Origin of the sequence: Pseudooceanicola aquaeponti, from assembly GCF_050897975.1 — a bacterium.
In the GTDB taxonomy this organism is placed as follows: Bacteria; Pseudomonadota; Alphaproteobacteria; order Rhodobacterales; family Rhodobacteraceae; genus Pseudooceanicola.
The window spans coordinates 451,402-474,940 of sequence record NZ_JBPAXY010000005.1 but is presented as its reverse complement, the minus strand read 5'-3'; the positions used below and the strand labels follow the sequence as shown (position 1 = coordinate 474,940).

The 23,539-nt window shown below is 69.7% G+C and carries 19 protein-coding genes; 13 read left to right on the top strand and 6 right to left on the bottom strand.

Going from position 1 to position 23,539, the window contains the following annotated elements:
* The first annotated feature begins 175 nt into the window (after positions 1-175).
* The 10 genes from ACRARE_RS14730 to recN all read left to right on the top strand — a co-directional run bounded on the left by ACRARE_RS14730 (position 176) and on the right by recN (position 11,179).
* Positions 176-421: a DUF2484 family protein gene (locus tag ACRARE_RS14730; RefSeq protein WP_432657205.1), complete on the top strand. Its 246-nt coding sequence runs from the start codon at positions 176-178 to the stop codon at positions 419-421.
* 7 nt (positions 422-428) lie between these two features.
* Positions 429-716, top strand: coding sequence for a hypothetical protein (locus ACRARE_RS14725; RefSeq protein ID WP_432657204.1), 288 nt, complete (start codon positions 429-431; stop codon positions 714-716).
* Between the two features lie 136 nt (positions 717-852).
* Complete coding sequence (murB, locus tag ACRARE_RS14720; protein ID WP_432657203.1) at positions 853-1,839, top strand: UDP-N-acetylmuramate dehydrogenase; 987 nt, start codon at positions 853-855, stop codon at positions 1,837-1,839.
* A 125-nt stretch (positions 1,840-1,964) separates the two neighbouring features.
* Positions 1,965-2,885, top strand: a complete 921-nt coding sequence (locus ACRARE_RS14715; protein ID WP_432657202.1) for a D-alanine--D-alanine ligase — start codon at positions 1,965-1,967, stop codon at positions 2,883-2,885.
* Positions 2,873-3,814 carry a cell division protein FtsQ/DivIB gene (locus ACRARE_RS14710; protein WP_432657201.1) on the top strand — a complete coding sequence of 314 codons (942 nt, stop codon included), beginning with the start codon at positions 2,873-2,875 and terminating at the stop codon, positions 3,812-3,814. Before ACRARE_RS14715 ends, ACRARE_RS14710 begins: the two co-directional genes overlap by 13 nt.
* A gap of 64 nt (positions 3,815-3,878) precedes the next feature.
* Entirely contained in the window at positions 3,879-5,216 is a 1,338-nt protein-coding gene (ftsA, locus tag ACRARE_RS14705; protein ID WP_432657200.1) for a cell division protein FtsA, read from the top strand.
* Between the two features lie 167 nt (positions 5,217-5,383).
* A complete protein-coding gene (ftsZ, locus tag ACRARE_RS14700; RefSeq protein ID WP_432657199.1) occupies positions 5,384-7,192 on the top strand; it encodes a cell division protein FtsZ in 1,809 nt (602 codons plus the stop codon).
* Between the two features lie 248 nt (positions 7,193-7,440).
* Entirely contained in the window at positions 7,441-8,361 is a 921-nt protein-coding gene (gene lpxC, locus ACRARE_RS14695; RefSeq protein ID WP_432657251.1) for a UDP-3-O-acyl-N-acetylglucosamine deacetylase, read from the top strand.
* A gap of 225 nt (positions 8,362-8,586) precedes the next feature.
* Complete coding sequence (locus tag ACRARE_RS14690; protein ID WP_432657198.1) at positions 8,587-9,435, top strand: outer membrane protein assembly factor BamD; 849 nt, start codon at positions 8,587-8,589, stop codon at positions 9,433-9,435.
* Positions 9,436-9,526: 91 nt separating this feature from the next.
* Positions 9,527-11,179: a DNA repair protein RecN gene (recN, locus tag ACRARE_RS14685; RefSeq protein WP_432657197.1), complete on the top strand. Its 1,653-nt coding sequence runs from the start codon at positions 9,527-9,529 to the stop codon at positions 11,177-11,179.
* A 264-nt stretch (positions 11,180-11,443) separates the two neighbouring features.
* On the opposite strand, the gene ACRARE_RS14680 is transcribed toward recN, so the two are convergent.
* Positions 11,444-11,971 carry a hypothetical protein gene (locus ACRARE_RS14680; RefSeq protein ID WP_432657196.1) on the bottom strand — a complete coding sequence of 176 codons (528 nt, stop codon included), beginning with the start codon at positions 11,969-11,971 and terminating at the stop codon, positions 11,444-11,446.
* A 50-nt stretch (positions 11,972-12,021) separates the two neighbouring features.
* Complete coding sequence (locus tag ACRARE_RS14675; RefSeq protein WP_432657195.1) at positions 12,022-13,704, bottom strand: helix-turn-helix transcriptional regulator; 1,683 nt, start codon at positions 13,702-13,704, stop codon at positions 12,022-12,024.
* A 329-nt stretch (positions 13,705-14,033) separates the two neighbouring features.
* On the opposite strand from ACRARE_RS14675, the gene ACRARE_RS14670 reads away from it, so the two are divergent.
* Complete coding sequence (locus ACRARE_RS14670) at positions 14,034-15,722, top strand: chloride channel protein (protein ID WP_432657194.1); 1,689 nt, start codon at positions 14,034-14,036, stop codon at positions 15,720-15,722.
* A 259-nt stretch (positions 15,723-15,981) separates the two neighbouring features.
* Here the strand turns inward: ACRARE_RS14670 and ACRARE_RS14665 are convergent, their stop codons facing one another.
* The 3 genes from ACRARE_RS14665 to cobT all read right to left on the bottom strand — a co-directional run bounded on the left by ACRARE_RS14665 (position 15,982) and on the right by cobT (position 20,413).
* Positions 15,982-16,323: a DUF427 domain-containing protein gene (locus ACRARE_RS14665; protein ID WP_432657193.1), complete on the bottom strand. Its 342-nt coding sequence runs from the start codon at positions 16,321-16,323 to the stop codon at positions 15,982-15,984.
* A 79-nt stretch (positions 16,324-16,402) separates the two neighbouring features.
* Positions 16,403-18,214 (bottom strand): aminopeptidase P family protein, encoded by a 1,812-nt coding sequence (locus tag ACRARE_RS14660; protein ID WP_432657192.1) that lies wholly within the window; start codon positions 18,212-18,214, stop codon positions 16,403-16,405.
* A gap of 321 nt (positions 18,215-18,535) precedes the next feature.
* Complete coding sequence (gene cobT / locus ACRARE_RS14655; protein WP_432657191.1) at positions 18,536-20,413, bottom strand: cobaltochelatase subunit CobT; 1,878 nt, start codon at positions 20,411-20,413, stop codon at positions 18,536-18,538.
* Positions 20,414-20,649: 236 nt separating this feature from the next.
* Here cobT and ACRARE_RS14650 point away from each other — a divergent pair, with 236 nt between their 5' ends.
* Together ACRARE_RS14650 and ACRARE_RS14645 are read left to right on the top strand one after the other, a co-directional pair.
* Positions 20,650-21,663: an AraC family transcriptional regulator gene (locus tag ACRARE_RS14650; protein ID WP_432657190.1), complete on the top strand. Its 1,014-nt coding sequence runs from the start codon at positions 20,650-20,652 to the stop codon at positions 21,661-21,663.
* Positions 21,664-21,868: 205 nt separating this feature from the next.
* The gene (locus tag ACRARE_RS14645) at positions 21,869-22,906 is read left to right on the top strand and encodes a zinc-dependent alcohol dehydrogenase family protein (protein WP_432657189.1); all 1,038 of its coding nucleotides are present in this window, start codon (positions 21,869-21,871) and stop codon (positions 22,904-22,906) included.
* Between the two features lie 147 nt (positions 22,907-23,053).
* Here ACRARE_RS14645 and ACRARE_RS14640 read toward each other — a convergent pair whose 3' ends face one another.
* Entirely contained in the window at positions 23,054-23,497 is a 444-nt protein-coding gene (locus tag ACRARE_RS14640) for a hypothetical protein (protein WP_432657188.1), read from the bottom strand.
* Between the last annotated feature and the right edge of the window lie 42 nt (positions 23,498-23,539).

The window sequence follows — 23,539 nt, the reverse complement described above, 5'->3', positions numbered from 1 at the left end:
GGAAAACTTTCTTGTCGATGCAGGGCTTTGCGGGTAAGCTATGGCCAAAGAGCAACAGGCCGCGAAAAAAGTGTTTCCGGGCCGTGGTGGACTGGATCCACTGGGCAAAGGCGCCAGGAACCCCTGGCTGGTCCCACCCGATGAAACCCCCGCGAAAAGCGCAAGGAGGCAGCCGATGAGCGAATCGATTCTTCTCGCCGCCCTTTGGGGTGTCGCGGCCAATGTCCTGGCCATGGTCCCCTCGCGGGATGACCATTGGAGCCGGGCCTATCTGCTGATTGCCCTGGGGATCCCGATCCTGGGTTTCGTCACCATGCAGCATGGCCCCTGGGCCGGGCTGGTCGTCCTTCTGGGCGGCATGTCGGTGCTGCGCTGGCCGGTCATCTACCTGACCCGCTGGGTGCGCTCGCGCCTGGACTAGCCGGGGCATGGTGGATCTGCTGCTGATCCTGGGGCTGCCCCTGATCATCGGGTTGATCGTGGCGGTCGCCTCTTTCCGCTGGGCCCTGGAGGATGAGCTGGGGTTGGCCTTTTCCCTGCCGGCCATCGGGCTGTTTACCGTGGTGCCCCTGATGCTGTTGCCCGCCCGGGCGCAGGTGCCTGGGATGAATGCGCCCATTCTGCCGGATCTCATCCACATGCTGGGCTGGGCGCTGCTGATCCTCGGCGGGGCCGGGGCACTTCTGGGCTGGCTGATCGCCGAGTTGCGCGGCTGAGGGCTCGGGGCGCCGCTTGTCCGGCTGGGCGGGCGCTGCTATCTGGGCCGAACCGGGCAGGGGGCGCTGCCCCCGCCGCCCTGTGGGCGACTCCCCCGGGATATTTGCAGGCAATGAGAAGAGGGGGATGCGCCCCATGGCCCGACCGGACGAGATCGAGATCAGGGGCACCCTGACCCGCGACAAGGACCTGTCGCGCCTAACCTGGCTGCGCGTCGGTGGCCCCGCCGACTGGCTGTTTCAGCCCGCGGACGAGGCGGACCTTTGTGCCTTCCTGGCGGCGCTGGACCCGGATGTGCCGGTCTTTCCCATGGGGGTGGGGTCGAACCTGATCGTGCGCGATGGCGGTCTTCGCGGGGTGGTGATCCGGCTGGGGCGCGGCTTCAACGGGCACCGGATCGCCGAGGGGCAGGTCATCGCGGGCGCGGCGGCGCCGGACAGCAACATCGCCCGCAAGGCGGCGGATGCGGGGCTGGATCTGACCTTTCTGCGCACCATCCCCGGGTCGATCGGTGGCGCGGTGCGGATGAACGCGGGCTGCTATGGCGCCTATGTGGCCGATGTGCTGCGCAGCGTCCGGGTGGTGACGCGGGCGGGCGAGGCGCGGGAGATGACGGCGGATGAGCTGGGGCTGGCCTATCGCCATGCGGATCTGCCCGCTGACTGGGTGGTGACCGAGGCCACCTTCGCGCCCCCCGCAGGCGACGCGCAGGCCCTGGCCGCGCGGATGGCCGAGCAGTTGGCGATGCGCGACGCGACCCAGCCGGTGAAGGACCGCTCGGCCGGTTCGACCTTCCGCAATCCGGGGGGCTTTTCCTCGACCGGGCGCGCCGATGACGTGCAGGACCTGAAAGCCTGGAAGCTGATCGACGAGGCGGGTTTGCGTGGCCACAGCCTTGGCGGGGCGCAGATGAGCGAGAAACATTCGAACTTCCTGATCAACACCGGCACGGCCACGGCGCGCGACCTGGAATCCCTGGGCGAGGAGGTGCGAAAAAGGGTTTTTCAAAACCGGGGAATAGAGCTACACTGGGAAATCATGCGGATAGGCGATGTCGCGCCGGGTCAGACCCCGGTCGAGGATGGCCTGGGCAGCGCCGCTACCACCGCAGAGAACGATTGATAACAGCGCCTTAAGGCGTGAGCAGCGACAGGCCGACAATACCCGCAGGGTGAAGGAGGCCCCCGGCGCAATTGGGCGCCGGACGGAACGATAAAGGGCCGCAAAGGTCCGGGATACTGAGGCAAATGGGTTCGTCGAGCAGGGCAAACCCGAAAGTGGCACTCCTGATGGGTGGCTCCTCTGCGGAACGCGAGGTGTCGCTGTCGTCGGGGCGTGAATGCGCCGCCGCTTTGCGGGATGAAGGGTTTGAGGTGGTCTGCGTGGATGCGGGGCCCGACCTTGCCGCGCGCCTGACCGAGATCGCCCCCGATGTGGTTTTCAACGCCCTGCATGGTCGCTGGGGCGAGGATGGCTGCGTCCAGGGGGTGCTGGAATGGCTGCGCATCCCCTACACCCATTCCGGCGTGCTGGCCTCGGCCCTGGCGATGGACAAGGAAAAGACCAAGGATGTCTATCGCGCCGCCGGTCTGCCGGTGGTCGACAGCCTGCTGGCCGACAAGGCCGCGATCCGTGCCGCCCATGTGATGGCACCGCCCTATGTGGTCAAACCCTATAACGAGGGCTCTTCCGTGGGCGTCTACATCGTCCCCGAAGGGGCCAATGCGCCCCCCGCCGTGGCCGAGGACATGCCCGATCTGCTGATGGTCGAGGCCTACGCCCCCGGGCGCGAGCTGACCGTGTCGGTGCTGGGCGAGGCGGCCCTGGGGGTGACCGAGATCCTGACCGACGGCTGGTACGACTACGAGGCGAAATACGCCCCCGGCGGATCGCGCCATGTCTGCCCGGCCCAGATTCCGCCCGAGATCGCCGAGGCCTGCCGTGCCCATGCCCTGCGCGCCCATCAGGTGCTGGGCTGTCGCGGGCTGTCGCGCACCGATTTCCGCTGGGATGATGCCAGGGGCCTGGAGGGGCTGGTGCTGCTGGAGACCAACACCCAGCCCGGCATGACGCCCACCTCGCTGTCGCCGGAACATGCCGCCGCCGCGGGTCTGTCCTTTGGCGCGCTGTGCCGCTGGCTGGTGGAGGACGCCTCATGCGAACGCTGAGCCGCCACCCGCGCCCCACCTCGGACCTGCGCGCGCCCGCCGCGCCGCGTCGGGCCCGCAGGGCCGCGCGCTCTGATCCCGCGCCCTCTCGCTGGGCCTACCGGATGCAGCGTTTCCTGCTGACCCCGGGCTACCGGCTGGCGCTGCGCATCGTGCTGCCCGCCGCGCTGTGCTTTGGCGCCATGCATCTTTACCTGGCCGACGAGGGGCGCCGCGATGCGGTCGTTTCAACCCTTTACGGCTGGAAGCACCAGTTCGAGACCATGCCGCAGTTCATGGTCCAGGTGATGGAAGTGACCGGCGCCTCGCCGGTGACCGAGGAAGACATCCGCGAAGTTGCCGAACTGGACCTGCCGCGCTCGTCCTTCGACATCGACCTGGCCGGGCTGAAGGCCTCGATCGAAAGCCTGCCCTCGGTGGCCGAGGTCGCGCTTCAGCTGCGCGATGGCGGCGAGCTGCGGGTGCAGGTGACCGAACGTTTGCCGGTGGCGATCTGGCGCGGGCCCGACGGGTTCGATCTGGTGGACAGCGATGGCGTGGTGACCGGCGCGGTGCATCAGCGCCTGACCCGGCCGGACCTGCCGCTGCTGGCCGGTGCGGGCCAGCCCGCCGCGATCCCCGAGGCGCTGGCGATCCTGGCCGCGGCCGAACCGATCCGGGGGCGCATTCGCGGCCTCGAACGGATCGGCGGGCGTCGCTGGGATGTGGTGCTGGATCGCGATCAGCGCATCCTGCTGCCCGAGAAGAAACCGGTGCAGGCCCTGGAACGGGTGCTGGCACTGGACGAGGCGCAGGAACTTTTGGCGCGCGACCTGGTGGCGGTGGACATGCGGCTGGCCAGCCGACCCACCCTGCGGCTGAGCGAGGGGGCGGTGACCGACTGGCGCCGCATCCAAAGCCTGGTGATGAGCGCGAACGCAGGCAATTGACGGCGACGACACAAGATCAATTCGGCAAGCAAGACCGACAGGAAGAGGCGACAGGCGACAGATGATGACGGAGCTCTATCAATCCCAGCGGGCCATGCGGAACATGCGCAAGGCGGCGATGCAGCGCGGTGTCGTGGCGGTCCTTGACGTGGGCACCTCGAAGATCGCCTGCCTGATCCTGCGCTTCGACGGCGCGGGTCGCGGTGCCCTGCCGATGGACGGCGTGGGCAGCCTGGCGGGGCAGGCGGGGTTCCGGGTGATCGGCGCCGCCACCACCCGTTCGCGCGGGGTGCGCTTCGGCGAGATCGACGCCATGCCGGAAACCGAACGCGCCATCCGCACCGCCCTGCAAGCGGCGCAGAAGATGGCCAAGGTGCGCGTGGACCACGTCATCGCCTGTTTCTCGGGCGCCGGTCCGCGCAGCTATGGCCTGGCCGGTGAGGTCGAGGTCGAGGGCGATCAGGTCACCGAACAGGACGTCAGCCGCGTTCTGGCCGCCTGCGATCTGCCCGACTACGGCGAGGGCCGCGAGGTGCTGCACGCCCAGCCGGTGAACTTCGCCCTGGATTTCCGCTCTGGCCTGTCGGACCCGCGTGGCCAGACCGGCAACACCCTGGCGACCGACATGCATATGCTGACCGTCGATGCGGCGGCGGTGCAGAACCTGGCCCATTGCGTCAAGCGCTGCGACCTGGAACTGGCGGGCATCGCGTCGTCGGCCTATGTCACCGGCATCTCCTCGCTGGTCGAGGACGAGCAGGAGCTGGGCGCGGCCTGTATCGACATGGGCGGCGGCACCACCTCGCTGTCGATCTTCATGAAGAAACACATGATTTATGCCGATGCGGTGCGCATGGGCGGCGAGCATGTGACCGGCGACATTTCCATGGCGCTGCAAATCCCCACGGCCAATGCCGAGCGGCTGAAGACCTTCTACGGCGGCGTCCACGCCACCGGCATGGATGATCGTGAGCGGATCGAGATCGGCGGCGAGACCGGCGATTACGAACACGACCGCCGCACCTGCACCCGGGCCGAGCTGATCGGGATCATGCGCCCCCGGGTCGAGGAGATCCTCGAAGAGGTGCGCCACTGTCTGGACGCGGCGGGCTTCGACAGCCTGCCCAACCAGCAGATCGTTCTGACCGGCGGCGCCAGCCAGATCCCCGGCCTGGACGGGTTGGCCTCGAAGATCCTGGGCCAGCAGGTGCGCTTGGGCCGCCCGCTGCGCGTGCATGGCCTGCCGCAGGCGGCGACCGGTCCGGGCTTTGCCTCGGCGGTCGGCATGTGCCTGTTCGCGGCGCATCCGCAGGACGAATGGTGGGACTTCGACCTGCCGCTGGATCGCTACCCGGCCCGGTCGCTGAAGCGCGCCGTTCGCTGGTTCCGCGAGAACTGGTAACCGCAATATAAAGTGCTTTCGGCGAAATGCCGCGAACGCTTGCGGTTCGCGGGGCAGATTTGGTGTTTTTCGCTGATTTTGGGGTGACGACGCCCCGGGAAAGCGTTAATGTTTTACGTGATAGGCAGAAAAAACCCCGCAAAGGGGCCAAGCAGGCGGAAAATTCTATGACACTGAACCTCAGCGTTCCCGGCATGGGAGAAGAGTTGAAGCCGCGTATCACCGTGTTCGGTGTGGGCGGGGCCGGCGGTAATGCCGTCAACAACATGATCGAGAAGGAGCTGGAAGGTGTCGACTTTGTCGTCGCGAACACCGACGCCCAGGCCCTTCAGCAAAGCCATGCTCAATCCCGCGTCCAGCTGGGCGTGAAGGTCACGGAAGGCCTTGGTGCTGGCGCCAAGCCCACCGTGGGTGCCGCCGCGGCGGAAGAGAGCATCGAGCAGATCGTCGATTACCTGGCGGGGGCACATATGTGCTTCATCACCGCCGGGATGGGCGGCGGCACCGGGACCGGCGCTGCCCCGATCATCGCTCAGGCCGCCCGCGAGCTGGGCGTGCTGACCGTGGGCGTGGTCACCAAGCCCTTCCAGTTCGAAGGCGTGAAGCGGATGCGCCAGGCCGAGGAGGGCGTCGAGCAGCTCCAGAAGGTCGTGGACACGCTGATCATCATTCCGAACCAGAACCTGTTCCGCCTGGCGAACGAGAAGACGACCTTCACCGAGGCCTTCTCGATGGCCGATGACGTGCTCTACCAGGGCGTCAAGGGCGTGACCGACCTGATGGTCCGTCCGGGCCTGATCAACCTCGACTTTGCCGACGTCCGCGCCGTGATGGACGAGATGGGCAAGGCGATGATGGGGACGGGCGAGGCCGAGGGCGAGACCCGCGCGCTGCAAGCCGCCGAGAAGGCGATTGCCAACCCGCTGCTGGACGAGATCAGCCTGAAAGGCGCCCGTGGCGTGCTGATCAACATCACCGGCGGCCACGACCTGACCCTGTTCGAACTGGACGAGGCGGCCAACCGCATCCGCGAGGAAGTGGACCAGGACGCCAACATCATCGTCGGCTCGACCCTGGACGAGTCGATGGAAGGCGCGATGCGCGTCTCCGTCGTCGCGACCGGCATCGACGCCTCGGACGTGCACCAGGACATCCCGGTGCCCCGTCGCCGCATGGCCGAGCCGCTGAAGCCCCAGGTGCAGATGGAAGAGCCGGCCCCCGCGCCGCAGCCCGAACCCGCACCGGCCCCGCAGATGCAGCCCGCCGCGCGTCAGCACGCCCAGATGGACGAGCGTTACGAGACCGCGCCGACCCTGTTCGACGATCTGGATGCGCCGCAGGGCGACATGATGGACGAGGTCGTGGACGACAGCCACATGGGCTATGAGCCGCAACCCGAAGCCTATGAGGCCCGCCCGGAACAGCGCACCAGCTATGCGCCGCAGCCGCAGGACGACCTGCCGCCGCCCGCCTACCAGCCGCGCCGTGCCGAAGCCGCGCCGATGGCCCATGCGGTGGACGAGCACAGCCAGCGTGAGCAATACGTGGCCCCCACGCCGCGCCGCGCCGGTCAGCCCTCGCCCGAGACCATGGCCCGCCTTCAGGCTGCCGTGTCCAAGGTGCCGCGTGGCGAGGCCGCCCGTGCCCCGCAACAGCCGCAGCAGCCGCCCGCGCCCCGCGCCGTGCCGCAGCAGCAGGCCCCGCGCGAGATGCCGCAGCGCGCCGAGTTCGGCGCCGAGGCAGGCCCGGAACGCTCGCGGTCGCGCATCAACTCGCTGATCAACCGGATGACCGGCCACGGCGAAAGCGCCCATGGTGCCGCGCCGCAACAGCGCAGCCAGCCCGCCATGCAGGCGCCGCAACAGCGGGTCGAGCCGAAGGCCGCCCCGGCCCCCCGTCGCGCTGTCCAGCCCGAGGCGGACCCGGATCAGGAACGGATCGAAATTCCGGCCTTCCTGCGCCGTCAGGCCAACTGATCGCGGATCGGCAGGGCGGATTTCGCTGCACTGCCGCAAGGTCACTATCACTACGGAGAAGCCGCCCTTGGGCGGCTTTTCTGCTTTTTTATCAGTTGTTTGTTCTGGCGCCGTCCTGGCTCGGCGAAATGTTACAGCGCATGTTTCAATCCGTTGCAAAGAGTGAGTTGAGCCTTTTTTCCACAGCCCGTACCTAATGAGCAGTTAACGGCCGGGACAGGTCGTATCGGACACCTGGGGTGAGCAACGTGCAACAGACGATCAAAGCGCCGGTCAGTTTCAGCGGTCAGGGCCTGCATTCCGGTGCCCCCGCGACGCTGACCATCCGCCCGGCCAAGGCTGGCTACGGCATCTGGTTCCGGCGCTCGGACCTGACCGAGGAAGAGGGGATGATCCCCGCCCGCTGGAACGCGGTCGAGCGCACCGCGCTGTGCACCCGTCTGGTCAATGCCTCGGGCGCCAGCGTCTCGACCGTGGAACACGTCATGGCGGCCATCGCGGGCTGCGGCATCTCCAACGCCCTGGTTGAAATCGACGGCCCCGAAGTGCCGATCCTCGACGGTTCCGCCGCGCCCTTCGTACGCGGGATCCTGTGGCGCGGGCTGGCCACCCAGGCGGCGCCGCTGCGTGCCATCGAGGTGCTGCGCCCGGTCGAGGTGCAGAACGGCCCGGCCATCGCCCGGCTGCTGCCCGCCGCCCAGCTCGAGATCGCCTTCCATATCGACTTTCCCGACGCCGCCATCGGCGTGCAGGACCGCCAGCTGGTGGTCAAGAACGGCGCCTTCGTGCGCGAGCTGTCCGACAGCCGCACCTTCTGCCGCCAGTCCGACGTCGAGATGATGCAGGCCAATGGCCTGGCCCTGGGCGGCACCCTGGACAATGCGGTGGTGGTCGACGGCGACGCGGTGCTGTCGCCCTCGGGCCTGCGCCACGCGGACGAGCCGGTGCGCCACAAGATGCTGGACGCCTTCGGCGACCTGGCCCTGGCGGGCGCGCCGATTCTGGGCCGCTATGAGGGCATCCGCGCCGGTCACGCCCTGACCAACACGCTGCTGCGCGCCCTTTTCGCCGATCAGGCCAACTACCGCCTGCGCTCTTGCACGGCGGAAGATGCCGCACGCCTGCCGGGCGCGGGTGTCACCCCGGCGGAAATTCCTGCCGTCGCCTGACCGCGCGGCTGCGTCAGCGTCCCCGAACCCCCGAATTTGCCGCCCCTCTGGCGGTCTGCCGCCGCTCCGTCCCGGGGCGGCGTCGCGCATTTCGGACGCGCCGCGCGGCTTTGCCCGCCTCGGGGGCGTAAAGGCGTTTTGCACCGGAATTTTCTGTGCTAGGACCGATCTGCGGCCGCCCGTCCGGGGGGCCCGACGAAGATGACGCTGAAGGGGTTTGCAGGCATGAACGGCAGCGGTTTCCGAACAAAGCTGGCAGGAGGCGTTCTGCTCTTGGGTGCTCTGGCATCCTGTGGTGGGGGTTCCGGTGTCGCGGACCAGCGCGTGCCGATGGAAACCTACACGGCCGAGCAGATCTTCGAGCGTGGCGAATACGAGGTCGAGGAAGGCGCCTATGAGGATGCCGCCGAGTATTTCTCGGAGATCGAACGCCTCTATCCCTATTCCGAATGGGCGCAGCGTTCGCTGATCATGCAGGCCTTCGCCCAGCATTCCGCCCGCAACTACGACGAAAGCCGCGCCGCCGCGCAGCGCTACGTCGACTTCTACCCGCGATCCGAGGATGCGCCCTATGCGCAGTATCTTCTCGCGCTCAGCTATTACGACCAGATCGACGAAGTGGGCCGCGACCAGGGCCTGACCTTCCAGGCGCTGCAGGCGCTGCGTCAGGTCATCGAACGTTACCCCGACAGCGAATATGCCAAGTCGGCGATCCTGAAGTTCGAACTGGCCTTCGACCACCTGGCCGCCAAGGAGATGGAGGTGGGCCGCTACTACCTGAAGCGCGACCATTTCGGCGCCGCCATCAACCGCTTCCGCGTCGTGGTCGAGGAATTCGAGACCACCTCGCATACGCCCGAGGCGCTGTATCGCCTGGTCGAGGCCTATCTGTCGCTGGGTCTGACCGACGAGGCGCAGACCGCCGGGGCGATTCTGGGCTACAACTTCCGTTCGACCGACTGGTACGAAGACGCCTACGCCCTGCTGACCAAGCGCGGGCTTGAGGCCAAGTCGCGCGGCAACAGCTGGCTGGCGCGGATCTACCGCCAGACGGTGAAGGGCGACTGGATCTGATGCAGAGCCCGGCGCCTGTCCAAGACCGCTTCGCCTCCTTCGGCGCGACCCGCCGCGGGGGCGTTACGGCCCCCCGCTGAGGGAGGCGCCGATGCTGCGCGGTCTCGACATTCGCGACATGCTGATCATCGACCGGCTGGAACTCGACTTCCAGCCGGGCCTCAACGTGCTGACCGGCGAGACCGGGGCGGGCAAGTCTATCCTGCTCGATTCGCTGGGCTTCGTGCTGGGCTGGCGCGGCCGCGCCGATCTGGTCCGCGAAGGGTCCGAGCAGGGCGAGGTCAGCGCCTGGTTCGAACTGGCCCCCGACCATCCCGCCCAGGCGGTGCTGGACGAGGCGGGCCTGCCCGGGGGCGAGGAACTGGTGCTGCGCCGGGTCAATACCCGCGACGGGCGCAAGACCGCCTGGGTCAACGACCGCCGCGTCTCGGGGCAGGTGCTGCGGGCGCTGTCGGAAACCCTGGTGGAACTGCACGGCCAGCATGATGACCGGGGCCTGCTGAACCCGCGCGGCCATCGCGCCATCCTGGACACTTTCGCGGGGACCGAAGCCTTGCGGGCCGAGCTGCGCGAGGCCTGGCGCGCGCGCTCTGCCGCCCAGAAAAAGCTGGAGGCGGCCCGCGCCGCCCTGGCCGCCGCCGCCGCCGAGGAAGACTATCTGCGTCACGCGGTGGCCGAACTGGACAAGCTGGCGCCCGAGCCGGGCGAAGAGGCCGAGCTGGACGCCCGCCGCCGCCTGATGCAAAGCGCCGAGAAGCTGCGCGGCGATGTGGCCCGGGCCCATCAGGCCCTGGGCCAGGACGGCGCCGAGGGGCCGATGACCGACGCCCTGCGCTGGCTGGAAGGCGCTGCCGAGGGGCTGGAGGGCCAGCTGGACGAGCCCCTGGCCGCCCTGACCCGCGCCCTGGCCGAGCTGGACGAGGCTGCAGACGGCGTCGTGCGCTGCCTGGAGGCGCTGGAGTTCGACCCGCTGGAGCTGGAAAGCACCGAAGAGCGCCTGTTTGCCATCCGCGCCCAGGCCCGCAAACATGACGTGGCCCCCGACGAACTGGCCGCCCTGGCCGATGATCTGCGCGCCCGGCTGGATGCGATCGACAATGGCGCGGGCCAGATCTCGGGGCTGGAGGCCACGCTGCGCGCCGCCGATGCCACCTATGCCGATCTGGCCGCCCGCCTGACCGAGGCCCGCCGAGCCGCCGCCAGCCGCCTGGACAGCGCCGTCGAGGCCGAGCTGGCGCCGCTGAAGATGGAGCGCGCCCGTTTCGTCACCCAGATCGACCCCGCCGAACCCGGCCCCGATGGCCGTGACGAGGTCTTCTTTACCGTCGCCACCAACCCCGGCGCCCCCTCGGGGCCCTTGGCCAAGATCGCCTCGGGCGGCGAGCTGTCGCGCTTTCTGCTGGCGCTGAAGGTCTGCCTGTCCGGGGACGACAGCAATATCACCATGATCTTCGACGAGATCGACCGCGGTGTCGGCGGGGCCACCGCCGATGCGGTCGGGCGCCGCCTGGCGCGGCTGGCCGAGGGCGGCCAGGTTCTGGTGGTCACCCATTCGCCCCAGGTCGCCGCGCGCGGCGCGCATCACTGGCAGGTGGCGAAACGGGTCGAGGGGGATGTCACCCTGTCGACCGTGGCGCCCCTGGATGCCGAGGCGCGGGTGGATGAACTGGCGCGGATGATTTCGGGCGATGCGGTCACCGCCGAGGCCCGCGCCGCCGCCCGCCGTCTGATCGCCGCCGAATAGGCCCCCGGGCGCCCGTAGCCTGCCAGACGCCATCGGCCCTGCCAGGCTGAGCTTCACGGTTGAGAAGCGCGGCTTTCTGCCCCGCCGTCACCGATCCGTGCCGCGCCGCACACTTTGGGGGGGCGTGCGCGCGACACGGAGGCTACTGACACCACAACCACTGGTTACGCCTGTCCAGAGAAGCAGGTTCTTTCCCCGGGGTCATACCCCAGTTGGGGGACGCGCCGGGCGCGGGCAGGGGGCGGGCGTCGCGGCCCTGGGCGGTCAGCTCTGGCCGCCCGCCGCGTCAGGACCGGGCGGCGGGGCAGGGGGCGTGGCGTGGCGCGCGGCCAGGGCCAGCAGGCGGGGCGTCTCTTGCAGATGCAGCAGTTCCCCCGCCTGATCGAAGCGCTGGTAGTCGATCCAGGGAAAGGCCCGCTCTATCGCCAGGGCCTCGGCGGGATCGGCGCGCAGGCTTTGCGCCCCCGACAGCAGATGCACCGGCGCCCCGCCCTCCAGCGCCGCCAGATCGGGGCGCAGGTCGTGCCGGGTGCTGGCGATCAGCCCGTCATGGACGGCTTTGAGCAGCGCGCCATCGGCGCCGATCAGGATCTCGCGGGCGGCGGCCTGGACGCATTGGAAATCCAGGCTGGCAGCCGTGGTGCGATCGGCCTCGGATCCGGCATAAAGCTTGCGGTGAAACCCGCTTGGCCCCAGGCGGCGGGCCATGGCGTTGGACAGGCTCAGCATGTAGGGCACCAGGTCGGGCAGGTCGCGGGCGGTGCCCAGCAGGAAGCGGTGCCAGCGCCCCATCCGGGCCAGATCGGCGCGCCCCGGGCAGAGCGGCGGCGGCGCGACGGCGATCAGCGCCGTGAGCCGCGCCGGGGCGTGGCGCAGCAGGGCGGCGCCCAGGGCCAGCTCGTCCGAAAGGGCGATGACCGGCGCGCGGGGAATTTCCAGCCGGTCCAGCAGGGCCAGGATATCGGCGCAATCCGCCTCAAGGCGCGGCCCGCCCTCGGGGGGGGGTCCGAGGCGCCATAGCCCGCCCGGATCGGCACCAGCAGGCGCAGGTCCAGGCGCTGCGCCGCCGCCTCGTGCCGGGCGGGCAGGCGGCACACCCCCTGCGGGCCATGCAGCCACAGCACCGGGCGCCCCTCGGGCGCGCCCAGCTCCAGATATTCGACCTGCCGTCCGCCGGGCCGGGCCAGCCGGGCAAAGGGGCGCAAGGGCAAAAGCCCGCCACCATGGCTGAAGCGCACCATGCCCCCAGAGCGCCGCCCCCGGCCCGGCGGGGCCGGAAGAGGCCTGTCGGGATCCGGGGCGGCAGCCTGCCTCTGGCGGTCGGGGGCCATGGCCGCCAGGGCCGCGCCCTTCGCGTCGCCCAGGCCGTCTTCGGGGGTGCTGGACCGAAGGGCAGAGCCGCTTCCGGCTGCGGCCACCTGGGCCTGTTCGACGGCCAGGCGGTGCCGCCCGTCCTGGATCCGGGCAGCGGCCAACTCTGCCGGGCTGCGCACCACCCAGTGGTCCGGGCCGGGGGGGCGGCTCTCTTCCAGCGTGGGCAGGGGGCCCAGCGACAGCACCAGGCGCAGCAGTTCCGCCTGGCTGCGGGTTTCGGTCTTGGCCATCAGCGCCTTGATCTGTGCCCGCACCGTTTCCACCGATCGGCCCCGGGCCCCGGCGATGTCGCGCAGGCTACGCGCCTCGGACAGGCCGCGCAGGATCTCGGTTTCAGCCCGGGTCAGGCCGAAGGCGGCGCGCAGCAGGGCGTTCAGCCCCGCCGGCCAGTCCAGCAGCGAGGTGGCCACCAGGGCGAAGGGCGGCCCGTCCGGGGGCCTGTGGCGGGCCAGCTGAGCCAGCAGCAGCTGCCCGCCCGACGCCAGCCGCAGGCGCAGCAGGTCGAGTGCCTCGGAACCGGGCGGTGTGGCCCCTTCGGCGGGGCGCCTGCCGGAGGGCGCCGTCGCCGGGCCCCGGGCGGTGGCGGCCAGTTCGGGGGCGTCGCGATGCGGGGCCAGCAGGCGGCGCAACCGATCCTCCAGAAGGGCCAGATGCGCCCGCTCCAGCGGCAGGCGGGTCAGCGGATCGCCCGGGCGCACCTCCAGCAGGGCGGTGGCCGCCGCCGTCACCCCGCTCAGCCCCAGGTCGCTGTCGACCGTGAAGGCCGCGCGGCGCGCCAGCTGGCGCAACAGTGCCTCTTCGGGGGGCAGGATCGGGGCGGCGGCGCTTTGGTTCAGCAGGCGGATCACCCGTTGCAGATGCGGGCCAAGGGCCGCCGCCAGCGCCTGCGCCTGCTCGGCGCCCTCTGCCGCTGTCTCCGGCGGGGCATCGGCCAGGCCGCCCTCTGCCCCGCGCAGGGCCCGCAGCGGGCGCAGCAGCCGGTCCCAATCGTCCAGGAAATCCTCCAGGTGGCGCGGGTCCAGGGCCACGTCGTAAAGCCGTCCGATCACCCGGTCATAGAGCGGCGCCGCACCGGGCGCGCCCGCCCAGGCCGCCTGTGCCGTCGGCTTTCCCCCGGATACGGCCGGGCTGCGCCCGGGGCGCTTGTGCATCGGTCTTCATCTCCCCTGTGGCTGGCCCCCTGGCCATGCCCTTGCCCCCGGGCCGTCGCGGCGCCTGGGCGGCCTGTCCGCCATGCCCAGGCCCCGAGACGCGCGCCTCTGTCGGGGGTCGGGGGATGAAAGCGCAGGCCCGGGGCCGCGATCAACCGGGGCAATGGTCGTAGGTGGGGGCGCGGGCACGGCAGGGCTGCGCGGCCCCTTTTCCGCGCCAGGCCTTTGTCCTAGAAGGGAAAGGTGCCCCGTGTCGGACCAGTCGGCGGGCGGGGCCGCGACCGCGCCGCGCGCGGTCGGGCCGAGGGCAGCGAAGAGGCGGACGAGGCATGAGCGGGCGCGACGCAGGGTGGATGACCGGGGCACTGGCCACGCTTTTTTCCCAGCTGCGCGCCTATTGGGCCATCCTGCGCACCCGGGGCCCGAACCAGTTGCAGTTCTGGCTGATCGCCCTGGCCATCGGCGTGGCCGCCGGGGGCGTGGCCCTGGCCTTTCGCCGGGGCATCGCGCTGTTGCAAAAGATCTCTTACGGGGCCGAGGACGTGCACCGGCTGCACTCCCTGGCGGGCGGGCTGCCCTGGTACGTGGTGCTGGTGGTGCCGATCATCGGCGGGCTGATCGCGGGGATCCTTTTGCATGTCTTCACCCCCGATGGCCGCGTGCGTTCGGTCGCCGATGTGGTCGAGGGGGCGGCGCTGAACAATGGCCGGGTCGAGGGGCGCGCCGGGCTGGGCTCGGCCCTGGCCTCGCTGGTGACCCTGGGCACGGGCGGCTCTTCGGGGCGCGAAGGGCCGGTGGTGCACCTGGTCGCGGTGATGTCCAGCTGGGTGCTGAACCGGCTGAAGGCCGACGGGATCATGGGCCGCGACCTCTTGGGCTGCGCGGTGGCCGCCGCCGTCTCGGCCTCGTTCAACGCGCCCATTGCCGGGGCGCTTTTCGCGCTGGAGGTGGTGCTGCGCCACTTCGCCATCCATGCCTTCGCCCCCATCACCGTGGCGGCGGTGGCGGGCGCGGTGATCTCGCGGCTGCAGTTCGGGGAAACGGCAGAGTTTGTCCTGCCCGGTGCCTCGATCCTGGAATTCTACGAGGAACTGCCCGCCTTCCTGCTGCTCGGGGCGGTCTGCGGTGTGGTGGCGGGCCTCTTCATGCGGGCGATCTTCCTGTCCGAGGATGTGGCGAACCGGATCCAGGCGCGCATCCGCATCCCGCGGTTCCTGCGGCCGGCGGTGGCCGGGGCCCTGCTGGGGATCATGGCGATCTGGTTCCCGCATATCATCGGCGTGGGCTACGAGACGACGCTGCGCGCCCTTTCGGGCGAGCTGCTGCTGCAACAGGCGATCCTCTTTGCGCTGATCAAGGCGCTGGCCACGGCCATCACCATGGGCGGGCGCATGGGCGGCGGGGTATTCTCGCCCTCGATGATGCTGGGCGCGCTGACCGGCCTGGCCTTCGGGTTCATCGCCACGGGCCTCTTCCCCGACCAGTCGGGCAGCCCCTCGCTCTACGCCCTGGCGGGGCTGGGCGGCGTGGCGGCGGCGGTGCTGGGCGCGCCGATCTCGACCACGCTGATCGTCTTCGAGCTGACCGGCAACTGGACCACCGCCCTGGCGGTGATGGTGACGGTGTCGATCTCGACCGCCATCGGCTCGAAACTGGTCAAACGCTCGTTCTTCCTGACCCAGCTGGAACGGCGCGACATCCACCTGGCGGCGGGGCCGCAGGAATACCTGCTGGCCATGTTCCGGGTGCGCGACGTGATGCGCCCCTGCGGCGCCGACCGCGCGGCGGCCGAGGCGACCTGCTGGGAGATGGTGGAAAAGGGCCTCTACCTGGACGCCAGCGTGACGCTGGAGGCGGCCTTCCCGGTTTTCGAGCGCACCCTGGAGCCCTATCTTCCGGTGATCTCGCCCCCCCAGCCGGGCAAGCCGCCCGAGCTTCTGGGGGCGCTTTTCCATGTGGATGCGCTGCGTACCTACAACCGCGCCCTGGCCGCCACCGCGCGCGAGGAACACAGCTAGCCGCTCCGCGCGTCCTGGCTGCGCGCGTCGCTGACCTCGGCGCCAAGAGCCTCCCAGGCCCGCGCCCGGGCCAGACCCGGGGCGCCTCGCCCCTCTCTTCTCATTGCCAAGAATATCCCGGGGGCTAAGCGGCGTCTTGGAAATCGCCCGGTGGATGATTTCAGCCGCGAAGGAGCCCGCCAGGCCTCAAGGGGGGGCAGAGCCCCCCTTTGTCCTTCCATGCGTCGCCATCCGGCGACGGGGGGCAGTGCCCCCCCCCTCAGATCTGCTCGATGGTCACGAAATCGGTCGCGTAAAAGGCGATATGCCCGCCGATCTCTTCCGCCCCCGGCAGCGGCGCCTCATAGGACCAGGCGGCGTTTTCCAGGGTCTGGCTCTTGGTGACGATGGAGAAATAGCGCGCATCGCCCTTCTTCGGGCAATGGCTGGCGTGGTCGCTGCTGTCCAGAAAGGCCATCGCGATATCCTCGCGCGGGAAATAGATGATGTCGGGGTAGCCCGGCTCGCTGAGGCTCAGCGCGTTGCGGCTTTCGGCCAGCACCGCGCCACCGGCGCGGACCGACCACAGGCCATCGGCCTTGCGGATCGTGATATCACTCATGTCTGTCCCTCTTTTCCCCTGCTTCCCTGACGCGCGCCTGTAACATCCGCGTGTCAAAGCCCCCATTGCGGGCCCGAAGTCAGAGTGTCTCCGTTGCCCGATCCAACCATACTGCGGCGGCTTCGTCCAGAAGTGGACGAATGCGGGCGCGGACCTCGGCGTGATAGGCGTCGATCCAGGCGCGTTCTTCGGCGCTCAGACGGTCGGTCAGGATCAGCCGGCGCTCGATCGGCACCCAGGTCAGTGTCTCGAAGCTCAGCATGTCGCGCGGGTCCGCCCCGGGCAGGGCCGGGGCCTCTTCCACCACGATCAGGTTCTCGATGCGGATGCCGAACGCCCCCTCGCGGTAATAGCCCGGCTCGTTCGACAGGATCATCCCAGGCTGCAAGGGCACGTCCGAGACCCGGCTCAGGCGCTGCGGCCCCTCGTGAACGCAGAGATAGGCGCCCACACCGTGGCCGGTGCCATGGTCGTAATCCTGCCCGGCCAGCCACAGCGGATAGCGCGCCAGGGCGTCCAGATGGCTGCCCGCCAAGCCGCGCGGAAAGCGCAGGCGCGAGATGGCGATCATGCCCTGCAAGACCCGGGTATAGGCCTCTTTCTCGGCCTGGCCGGTATCGGCGCCCACCAGAAGGGTGCGGGTGATGTCGGTGGTCCCGTCCAGGTACTGGCCGCCACTGTCCAGCACCACCAGCTGCCCGGGCGCCAGGGTCCGGTTGCTGTCATGGGTGACGCGGTAATGGGGCAGGGCGCCATTGGGTCCGGCGCCTGCGATGGTGTCGAAACTGATCTCCATCAGCTCGCCGGTCTCGCGGCGGAAGATCTCCAGCCGGGTGACCAGGTCGATCTCGGTCAGGCTCTGCTGCGGGGCGGCCTCGAACCAGGCCAGGAAGCGGCACATGGCGGCGGCGTCGCGGATATGGGCGGCGCGTGTGCCCGCCAGTTCGGCCGGGGTCTTGCAGGCCTTGGGCAGGATGCAGGGATCGCTGTCCCAGTGAATTTCCAGCCCCGCCAGCCGCTCTTCCACCCAGACCGGGCAACTGCCCGGATCCAGCCGCACCGGCCGGGTCAGCCGCCCCGCCAGATGCTCCAGCGTGGGGCCAAAGCTTTCGGGCCCTTCGATGTTCACATCCGGGCCCAGATGATCCAGCAGCGCCTCGTCGCATTTCTCGTCCTCGGCAAAGAGGGCGACCTGGCCGTCGGCGAAAAGCAGGGCGAAGGCATGGGGCACCGGGTTGCGGGCAATGTCGCCGCCGCGGATGTTCAACAGCCAGGCGATGCTGTCGGGCAGGGTCAGCACCACCATGGCCTCGCCCGCCGCCTCCAGCTCGGCGCCCAGACGGCGGCATTTGCTTTCCAGGCTCTCGCCCGAGAACTCCAGCGGCTGCGGCACGATGGGCGCCATGGGCGGCTCGGGCTGATCGGCCCAGACGGCATCCAGCGGGTTCTCGGCGACCGCGCGCAGGGTGATCCCCGATCCCGCCAGGGCCGCGCTCATGCGGTCGATCTCGCCCCGGGAATGCAGCCAGGGGTCAAAGCCCAGCACGCCGCCCTCGGGCAGCACCCGCCGCGCCCAGGCCGCGATCGAGGTTTCGGGCCAGGCCACCACCTCGAAATCCTCGGCCACCTGGGCGCGCGCCTGCACCCGGTAGCGGCCATCGACGAAGACCCCGGCGCGACTGGCGGTCACCAGGCAGAACCCGGCAGAGCCGGTAAAGCCGGTCAGCCAGGCCAGCCGCTCGTCCCGGGGCGCCACATATTCGCCCTGATGGGCATCGGCGCGCGGCACCAGAAAGGCGTCAAGGCCCTGCGCCTCCATGGCCTGACGCAGATCGCCCAGGCGCGGCGGCCCCTGTTCGGGCGAGGACGGGGTTTCAAAGGTCTGGAACATCTTGATCCCTCGGGGTCTTTCCTGTCGCGGCCACTCTAGGCGCCCCGGTCCCGGGGGGCGAGGCGAAAACGCCTCCCCTCCGGCGCAGGGCGCCGCCCGACGCTCCGGGCAGAGCCGCGCCGCCGGGCGCCTCCCCCCTTTGTCTATTTGTTGGCCAAAAATATCCCGGGGGGAATTGAGCCGCAGGCGAAAGGGGGGCAGATCCCCCCCTTGTCCTTCCATTTGTCGCCATCCGGCGACAGGGGGGCAGAGCCCCCCTCCTCCCTCTGCGTGTCGCCATCCGGCGACGGGGGGGGCAGCGCCCCCTCTCATCACCCAGCCTCAGCCCGCCTTGCGGATCCCCGCAAAGCGGGCCCGGGCGCGCGGGTCGTTGTCGAAAAGGCTTGCCAGCTGTTCGGTCATGGCGCCCGCCAGCTGGTCCACATCGGTGATGGTCACCGCGCGCTGGTAATAGCGGGTCACGTCGTGGCCAATGCCGATGGCGATCAGCTCGACCGCCTTCTTCTTCTCGATCATGGCGATCACGTCGCGCAGGTGCTTTTCCAGGAAGTTGGCGGGGTTCACCGACAGGGTCGAATCGTCCACCGGCGCCCCGTCCGAGATGACCATCAGGATGCGCCGCGCCTCGCGGCGGCCCACCATGCGCCGGTGCGCCCATTCCAGGGCCTCACCGTCGATATTCTCTTTCAGAAGGCCTTCCTTCATCATCAACCCGAGGTTCTCGCGGGACCGCCGCCAGGGCGCATCGGCCTGTTTGTAGATGATGTGGCGCAGGTCGTTCAGGCGGCCGGGCTGCTGCGGGCGGCCATCGGCCAGCCATTTCTCGCGGCTTTGCCCGCCCTTCCAGGCGCGGGTGGTAAAGCCCAGGATCTCGACCTTGACCGAGCAGCGCTCCAGCGTGCGGGCCAGAACATCGGCACAGATCGCCGCGATCGAGATCGGGCGGCCCCGCATCGAGCCGGAGTTGTCCAGCAGCAGCGTCACCACGGTGTCGCGGAATTCCATGTCCTTCTCGACCTTGAACGACAGCGGCGTTGTGGGGTTGGCCACCACGCGCGCCAGGCGCCCGGCGTCCAGCACGCCCTCTTCCTTGTCGAATTCCCAGGACCGGTTCTGCTGCGCCTGAAGGCGGCGTTGCAGCTTGTTGGCCAGGCGGCCCACGGCACCTTTCAGCGGGTCCAGCTGCTGATCGAGATAGGCGCGCAGGCGTTCCAGCTCGGCCGGGTCGGCCAGATCCTGGGCCAGGACTTCCTCGTCATAGGCGTCTGTATAGACGGTGTAATTCGGGTCGGCATCGCTGACCGGCGCAGGCGCGGGGGGCTCTTGCGGGGCCTCGCCCTCGGGCATCTCGGCCTCTTCGCCCGCTTCCTGGTCGGCCATGTCATCGGCGCTGACCTCGGCCTCGGACTGGTCCTGCTGTTCTTCCTGGCTTTGCTCGGGGCTGGCCTCGGGCTGGTCCTCGCTGTCGTCCTGGCCGGTCGAGTCGGGATCCTGCTCCTCTTCGTCGGGCGCCTCCTCGGCGTCGTCCATCGCCTCGTCGTCCTCGCCGTCCGGGTCATCGCCCAGCTGGTCGCCATAGCCCAGATCGTCGATCAGCTGGCGGGCGAAGCGGGCGAAGGCGGCGGGGTCCGAGAGGCGCTCTTGCAGATCCTCAAGGGTGGTGCCGCAGCGCTCTTCCATGAAGGGGCGCCACAGGTCCATGACGTTCTGGGCGCCGGCGGGCATCGGGCGGCCGGTGGCCAGGTGGCGGATCAGGTATCCGGCGGCGGCGGGCAGCGGCGCCTGGCCGCGCTCCTTGATGCCGTCATAGCCCAGGCGCCGGGCGTCGGCGCCGATCTTGTGGTCGATATTGCCCGCGGTGCCGGGCATGTCGCGGGCGCCCATGGCCTCGCAGCGGGCGGTTTCCATCGCCTCGAACAGCTCGCGCGCCATCTGGCCCTCGGGCTGGTATTTCCCGTGGGTGGCGGCGTCGTGATAGCGGTGATGCAGGGCCAGCGCATCGGCGGTGCCGCGCGCCAGCAGCACCTCGTCCTTGGACATGCGGCGCGAGACCTGGGGCAGGCGCATCTGGTCGGCCGACAGGCCCGAAGGGTCGACGCTGTACTGCACGTTCAGATCGGCATCGTCGGCCATGACCTTGGTGGCCTCGGCCAGGGCCTTCTTGAACGGATCGGCGGGGTTGTCGCTGGGCTTGCTCATGGGGAAGATAAAGCATTCCGCCGAAGCCGTCGCAAGCGCGAAGCGACGCGGGCGCGGTGCAAGAGGACGCAGGCGGCGGCGCGGCGCCCCGTCGGGGTCGGCCCGGGGCCGAAAGGGGGGCGGGCGCTTGCCCATGGGTCAGGGAATTGACCGATGCGCCGCGCTTTCGCATCATGGGGCGGGCCAAAGGGCCGCTGCGGCGGTGCCAGGGACTGGCCACGGGAGGGGTGGGGAACATGCTGGAAACCGCATTGGTAGAGGACGGCACGGGCGCGCCCCTGCTGACCGGCGAACGCACCTTCTCCGCCGACTGGCGCGATGTCGACAGCTTTTGCTGCGAGACCTACATGCGGATGCAGATCCGCCCCGTCGATCCGCGCAGCCGCCCCGACGCAATCCTGCGCCGGGTGCAGATCGGCCAGATCACCTTCAGCCGCTTCCGCTTTGGCGTGCCCACCCGGACCGAAGAGTTCGACCCCGCCTCGGGGAATATCATCGTGGTCAACACCCTGCGCGGCCGGGTCCGCCACCCGCTGGGCGGCGACAGCCAGGTCGAGACGCGGCCCGGCGAAAGCTATGTGGTCGATTGCAGCCGCACCGACTACTGGAACGAGGCCGACGGCCAGGATCTGCAATTCAACCTGACCATCCCGCACCGCCTGATGGAGGCCGCCGCCGAACGCTGGTACGGCTTCGTCCCCGACGACCGGCTGTGGACCCGGCGCCTGGTTTTCGGTGGGGCGCAATCGGCCTGGCTGGCGCTGCTGGACTATGCCACCCGCTCGCTGGATGCGCGCCACGACGCCGTCAGCTCGCCCCGGATCGCGGCCCAGATCGAAGAGACGCTGACCATCGAACTGCTGCAAAGCTGGGCCCGGGGCGCCGGGCTGGACCTGGAAACCGGCGCGCGCGGCGCCGCGCCGCGCTATGTGCGCGAGGCCGAGCGGCTGATGCAGGAGCAGGCGGCCCAGGCGCCGACGATCACCGAGATCGCGGCCCAGTTGGGCATCAGCACCCGCAGCCTGTCTTCGGGCTTTCGCGAGTTTCGCGGCATCACCCCGCACAGCTATCTGACCGCCCTGCGCCTGGACGCCCTGCGCGCGGCGCTGGAGGGGGCCGCCCCGGGGCAAAGCGTGACCGCCATCGCGGGCGCCCAGGGCTATATCAACCTGGGCGCCATGACCCGCGCCTATCGCGCCCGTTTCGGTGAAACCCCGGGCCAGACCCTGCACCGCACCCCGCGCGGCTGAGGCGCGCGCGGGGCCCGCCGGGGTCCACCTCTCTTTGCTTCCCGAATGGATCCCGGATTTCCGATCTCGACCCCCTGGGCCGGGGCCGGTCGCTGGTGCCTGGCCGCGCCGCCTTCATAGACTGTTGCATACCATCCGCCGCCTCGCGCCCGCAGCCGGGCCCCGGCGGGATGGTCTTTGCAATACCCAAGAGGAGGACCGACCGATGAAGGCGCTCGTATACCAAGGCCCCGGTCAGAAGGACTGGATCGAGAAGGACAAGCCTGCGATCCTGGCCCCGACCGATGTGATCGTGAAGGTGACCAAGACCACGATCTGCGGCACCGATCTGCATATCCTGAAGGGCGATGTGCCCAGCGTCGAGGCGGGTCGCACCCTGGGCCATGAAGGGGTGGGCATCGTCGAGGAAACCGGCTCTGCCGTGGCCAATTTCAAACCCGGCGACGCGGTGCTGATCTCCTGCATCACCTCTTGCGGCAAATGCGCCAACTGCAAGCGCAGCCTTTATGCCCATTGCGAGGATGGCGGCTGGGTTCTGGGCAATACGATCGACGGCACCCAGGCGGAATATGTGCGCATCCCCCATGGCGACAACTCGCTGTATCCGATCCCCGAGGGCGCCGATGAAGAGGCGCTGGTGATGCTGTCGGACATCATGCCGACCGGCTTTGAGATCGGGGTGCAATATGGCTCCGTCAAACCCGGCGACACGATCGCCATCGTGGGCGCGGGCCCCGTGGGGATGTCGGTGCTGCTGACGGCGCAGTTCTATTCGCCCGCGCGGATCGTGATGATCGACATGGACCCCGCCCGCCTGGCCCTGGCGCGCCAGTTCGGCGCCACCGACACGCTGCAAGTGGGCGAGGATGAGGTGCTGGAGCGGATCATGGAGATGACCGAGGGCAAGGGGGTCGACGTGGCCATCGAGGCCGTGGGCGTGCCCGCCACCTTCGACACCTGCCAGCAGATCGTCTCGGCCGGGGGCAATATCGCCAACGTGGGCGTCCACGGCGCGCCGGTCTCGCTGCGCATCGAAGAGCTGTGGATCAAGAACATCAACATTTCCATGGGCCTGGTGAACACCAATACCACGCCGATGCTGTTGAAGACCCTTGGCACCGGCAAGGTGGATCCGGCGAAACTGGTCACCCACCGGTTCAAGCTGGACGAGATGATGGCGGCCTACGAGGTCTTCGGCAATGCCGCCAAGGAAAAGGCGATGAAGGTCATCCTCAGCGCCTGACGCCGCCACACTTAGGCGGCAGGGTCCGGCCGGAGCGTTCCCGGCCGGTCGGGCCCGGGCAAGCGCCTGTCCTCTCCCCGGCAGGGCCTTGCCCACACCTTCTCTCTCTCGTGAAGGATCAACCGCCGCCCGGCCCCCGGGCGGCGGTCAGCCGTTCGGCGCGCTGTCGCAGGGGGCCAGCAGGCGCGCCGCCAGCCGACTGGCCGCGCGGCGTTCGGCCTCGGTCCGGGCAAAGCTGGCGCGGCCAAGCAGCGCCGCCTGGGCCGCCTTGGCCTCGATACGGCCGGCCAGCAGGGCACGGGGCGAGGCGGCGGCAGGGATGGCGGCCAGACGGGCCAGCATCCGAGCGCGGCGCGCCTCGGTGGCCGGGGCTGCGGCGGAGGACAGCAGCCATTGATGCTCCATCAGGGCCGACAGCCGCCCGGCACACTCCGCCAGAAACAGGGCAGAGGGTGGCGGCCCGTCGCTCAGGGAGGCGTCACGCAGCGGCCCGGCGGCGGGCAGGGCCGTGGCCAGGGCGGCCAGCAGACAGGGCAGGACGACAACGCGGGTAAGGCGGGGGGCAAGGCGGCGGGCAGGCGGGGCGGCCATGACAGGGCTCCGGCAGGGAACGGGGCGTCACTGTGCCGGGGC

Excerpts from the sequence above, each read along its gene's own strand:
- ACRARE_RS14730 (WP_432657205.1), top strand. The coding sequence starts at position 176 with ATGAGCGAATCGATTCTTCTCGCCGCCCTTTGGGGTGTCGCGGCCAAT.
- ACRARE_RS14725 (WP_432657204.1), top strand. The coding sequence starts at position 429 with ATGGTGGATCTGCTGCTGATCCTGGGGCTGCCCCTGATCATCGGGTTG.
- murB (WP_432657203.1), top strand. The coding sequence starts at position 853 with ATGGCCCGACCGGACGAGATCGAGATCAGGGGCACCCTGACCCGCGAC.
- ACRARE_RS14715 (WP_432657202.1), top strand. The coding sequence starts at position 1,965 with ATGGGTTCGTCGAGCAGGGCAAACCCGAAAGTGGCACTCCTGATGGGT.
- ACRARE_RS14710 (WP_432657201.1), top strand. The coding sequence starts at position 2,873 with ATGCGAACGCTGAGCCGCCACCCGCGCCCCACCTCGGACCTGCGCGCG.
- ftsA (WP_432657200.1), top strand. The coding sequence starts at position 3,879 with ATGACGGAGCTCTATCAATCCCAGCGGGCCATGCGGAACATGCGCAAG.
- ftsZ (WP_432657199.1), top strand. The coding sequence starts at position 5,384 with ATGACACTGAACCTCAGCGTTCCCGGCATGGGAGAAGAGTTGAAGCCG.
- ACRARE_RS14690 (WP_432657198.1), top strand. The coding sequence starts at position 8,587 with ATGAACGGCAGCGGTTTCCGAACAAAGCTGGCAGGAGGCGTTCTGCTC.
- recN (WP_432657197.1), top strand. The coding sequence starts at position 9,527 with ATGCTGCGCGGTCTCGACATTCGCGACATGCTGATCATCGACCGGCTG.
- ACRARE_RS14680 (WP_432657196.1), bottom strand. The coding sequence starts at position 11,971 with ATGGGGCGCTGGCACCGCTTCCTGCTGGGCACCGCCCGCGACCTGCCC.
- ACRARE_RS14675 (WP_432657195.1), bottom strand. The coding sequence starts at position 13,704 with ATGCACAAGCGCCCCGGGCGCAGCCCGGCCGTATCCGGGGGAAAGCCG.
- ACRARE_RS14670 (WP_432657194.1), top strand. The coding sequence starts at position 14,034 with ATGAGCGGGCGCGACGCAGGGTGGATGACCGGGGCACTGGCCACGCTT.
- ACRARE_RS14665 (WP_432657193.1), bottom strand. The coding sequence starts at position 16,323 with ATGAGTGATATCACGATCCGCAAGGCCGATGGCCTGTGGTCGGTCCGC.
- ACRARE_RS14660 (WP_432657192.1), bottom strand. The coding sequence starts at position 18,214 with ATGTTCCAGACCTTTGAAACCCCGTCCTCGCCCGAACAGGGGCCGCCG.
- cobT (WP_432657191.1), bottom strand. The coding sequence starts at position 20,413 with ATGAGCAAGCCCAGCGACAACCCCGCCGATCCGTTCAAGAAGGCCCTG.
- ACRARE_RS14650 (WP_432657190.1), top strand. The coding sequence starts at position 20,650 with ATGCTGGAAACCGCATTGGTAGAGGACGGCACGGGCGCGCCCCTGCTG.
- ACRARE_RS14645 (WP_432657189.1), top strand. The coding sequence starts at position 21,869 with ATGAAGGCGCTCGTATACCAAGGCCCCGGTCAGAAGGACTGGATCGAG.
- ACRARE_RS14640 (WP_432657188.1), bottom strand. The coding sequence starts at position 23,497 with ATGGCCGCCCCGCCTGCCCGCCGCCTTGCCCCCCGCCTTACCCGCGTT.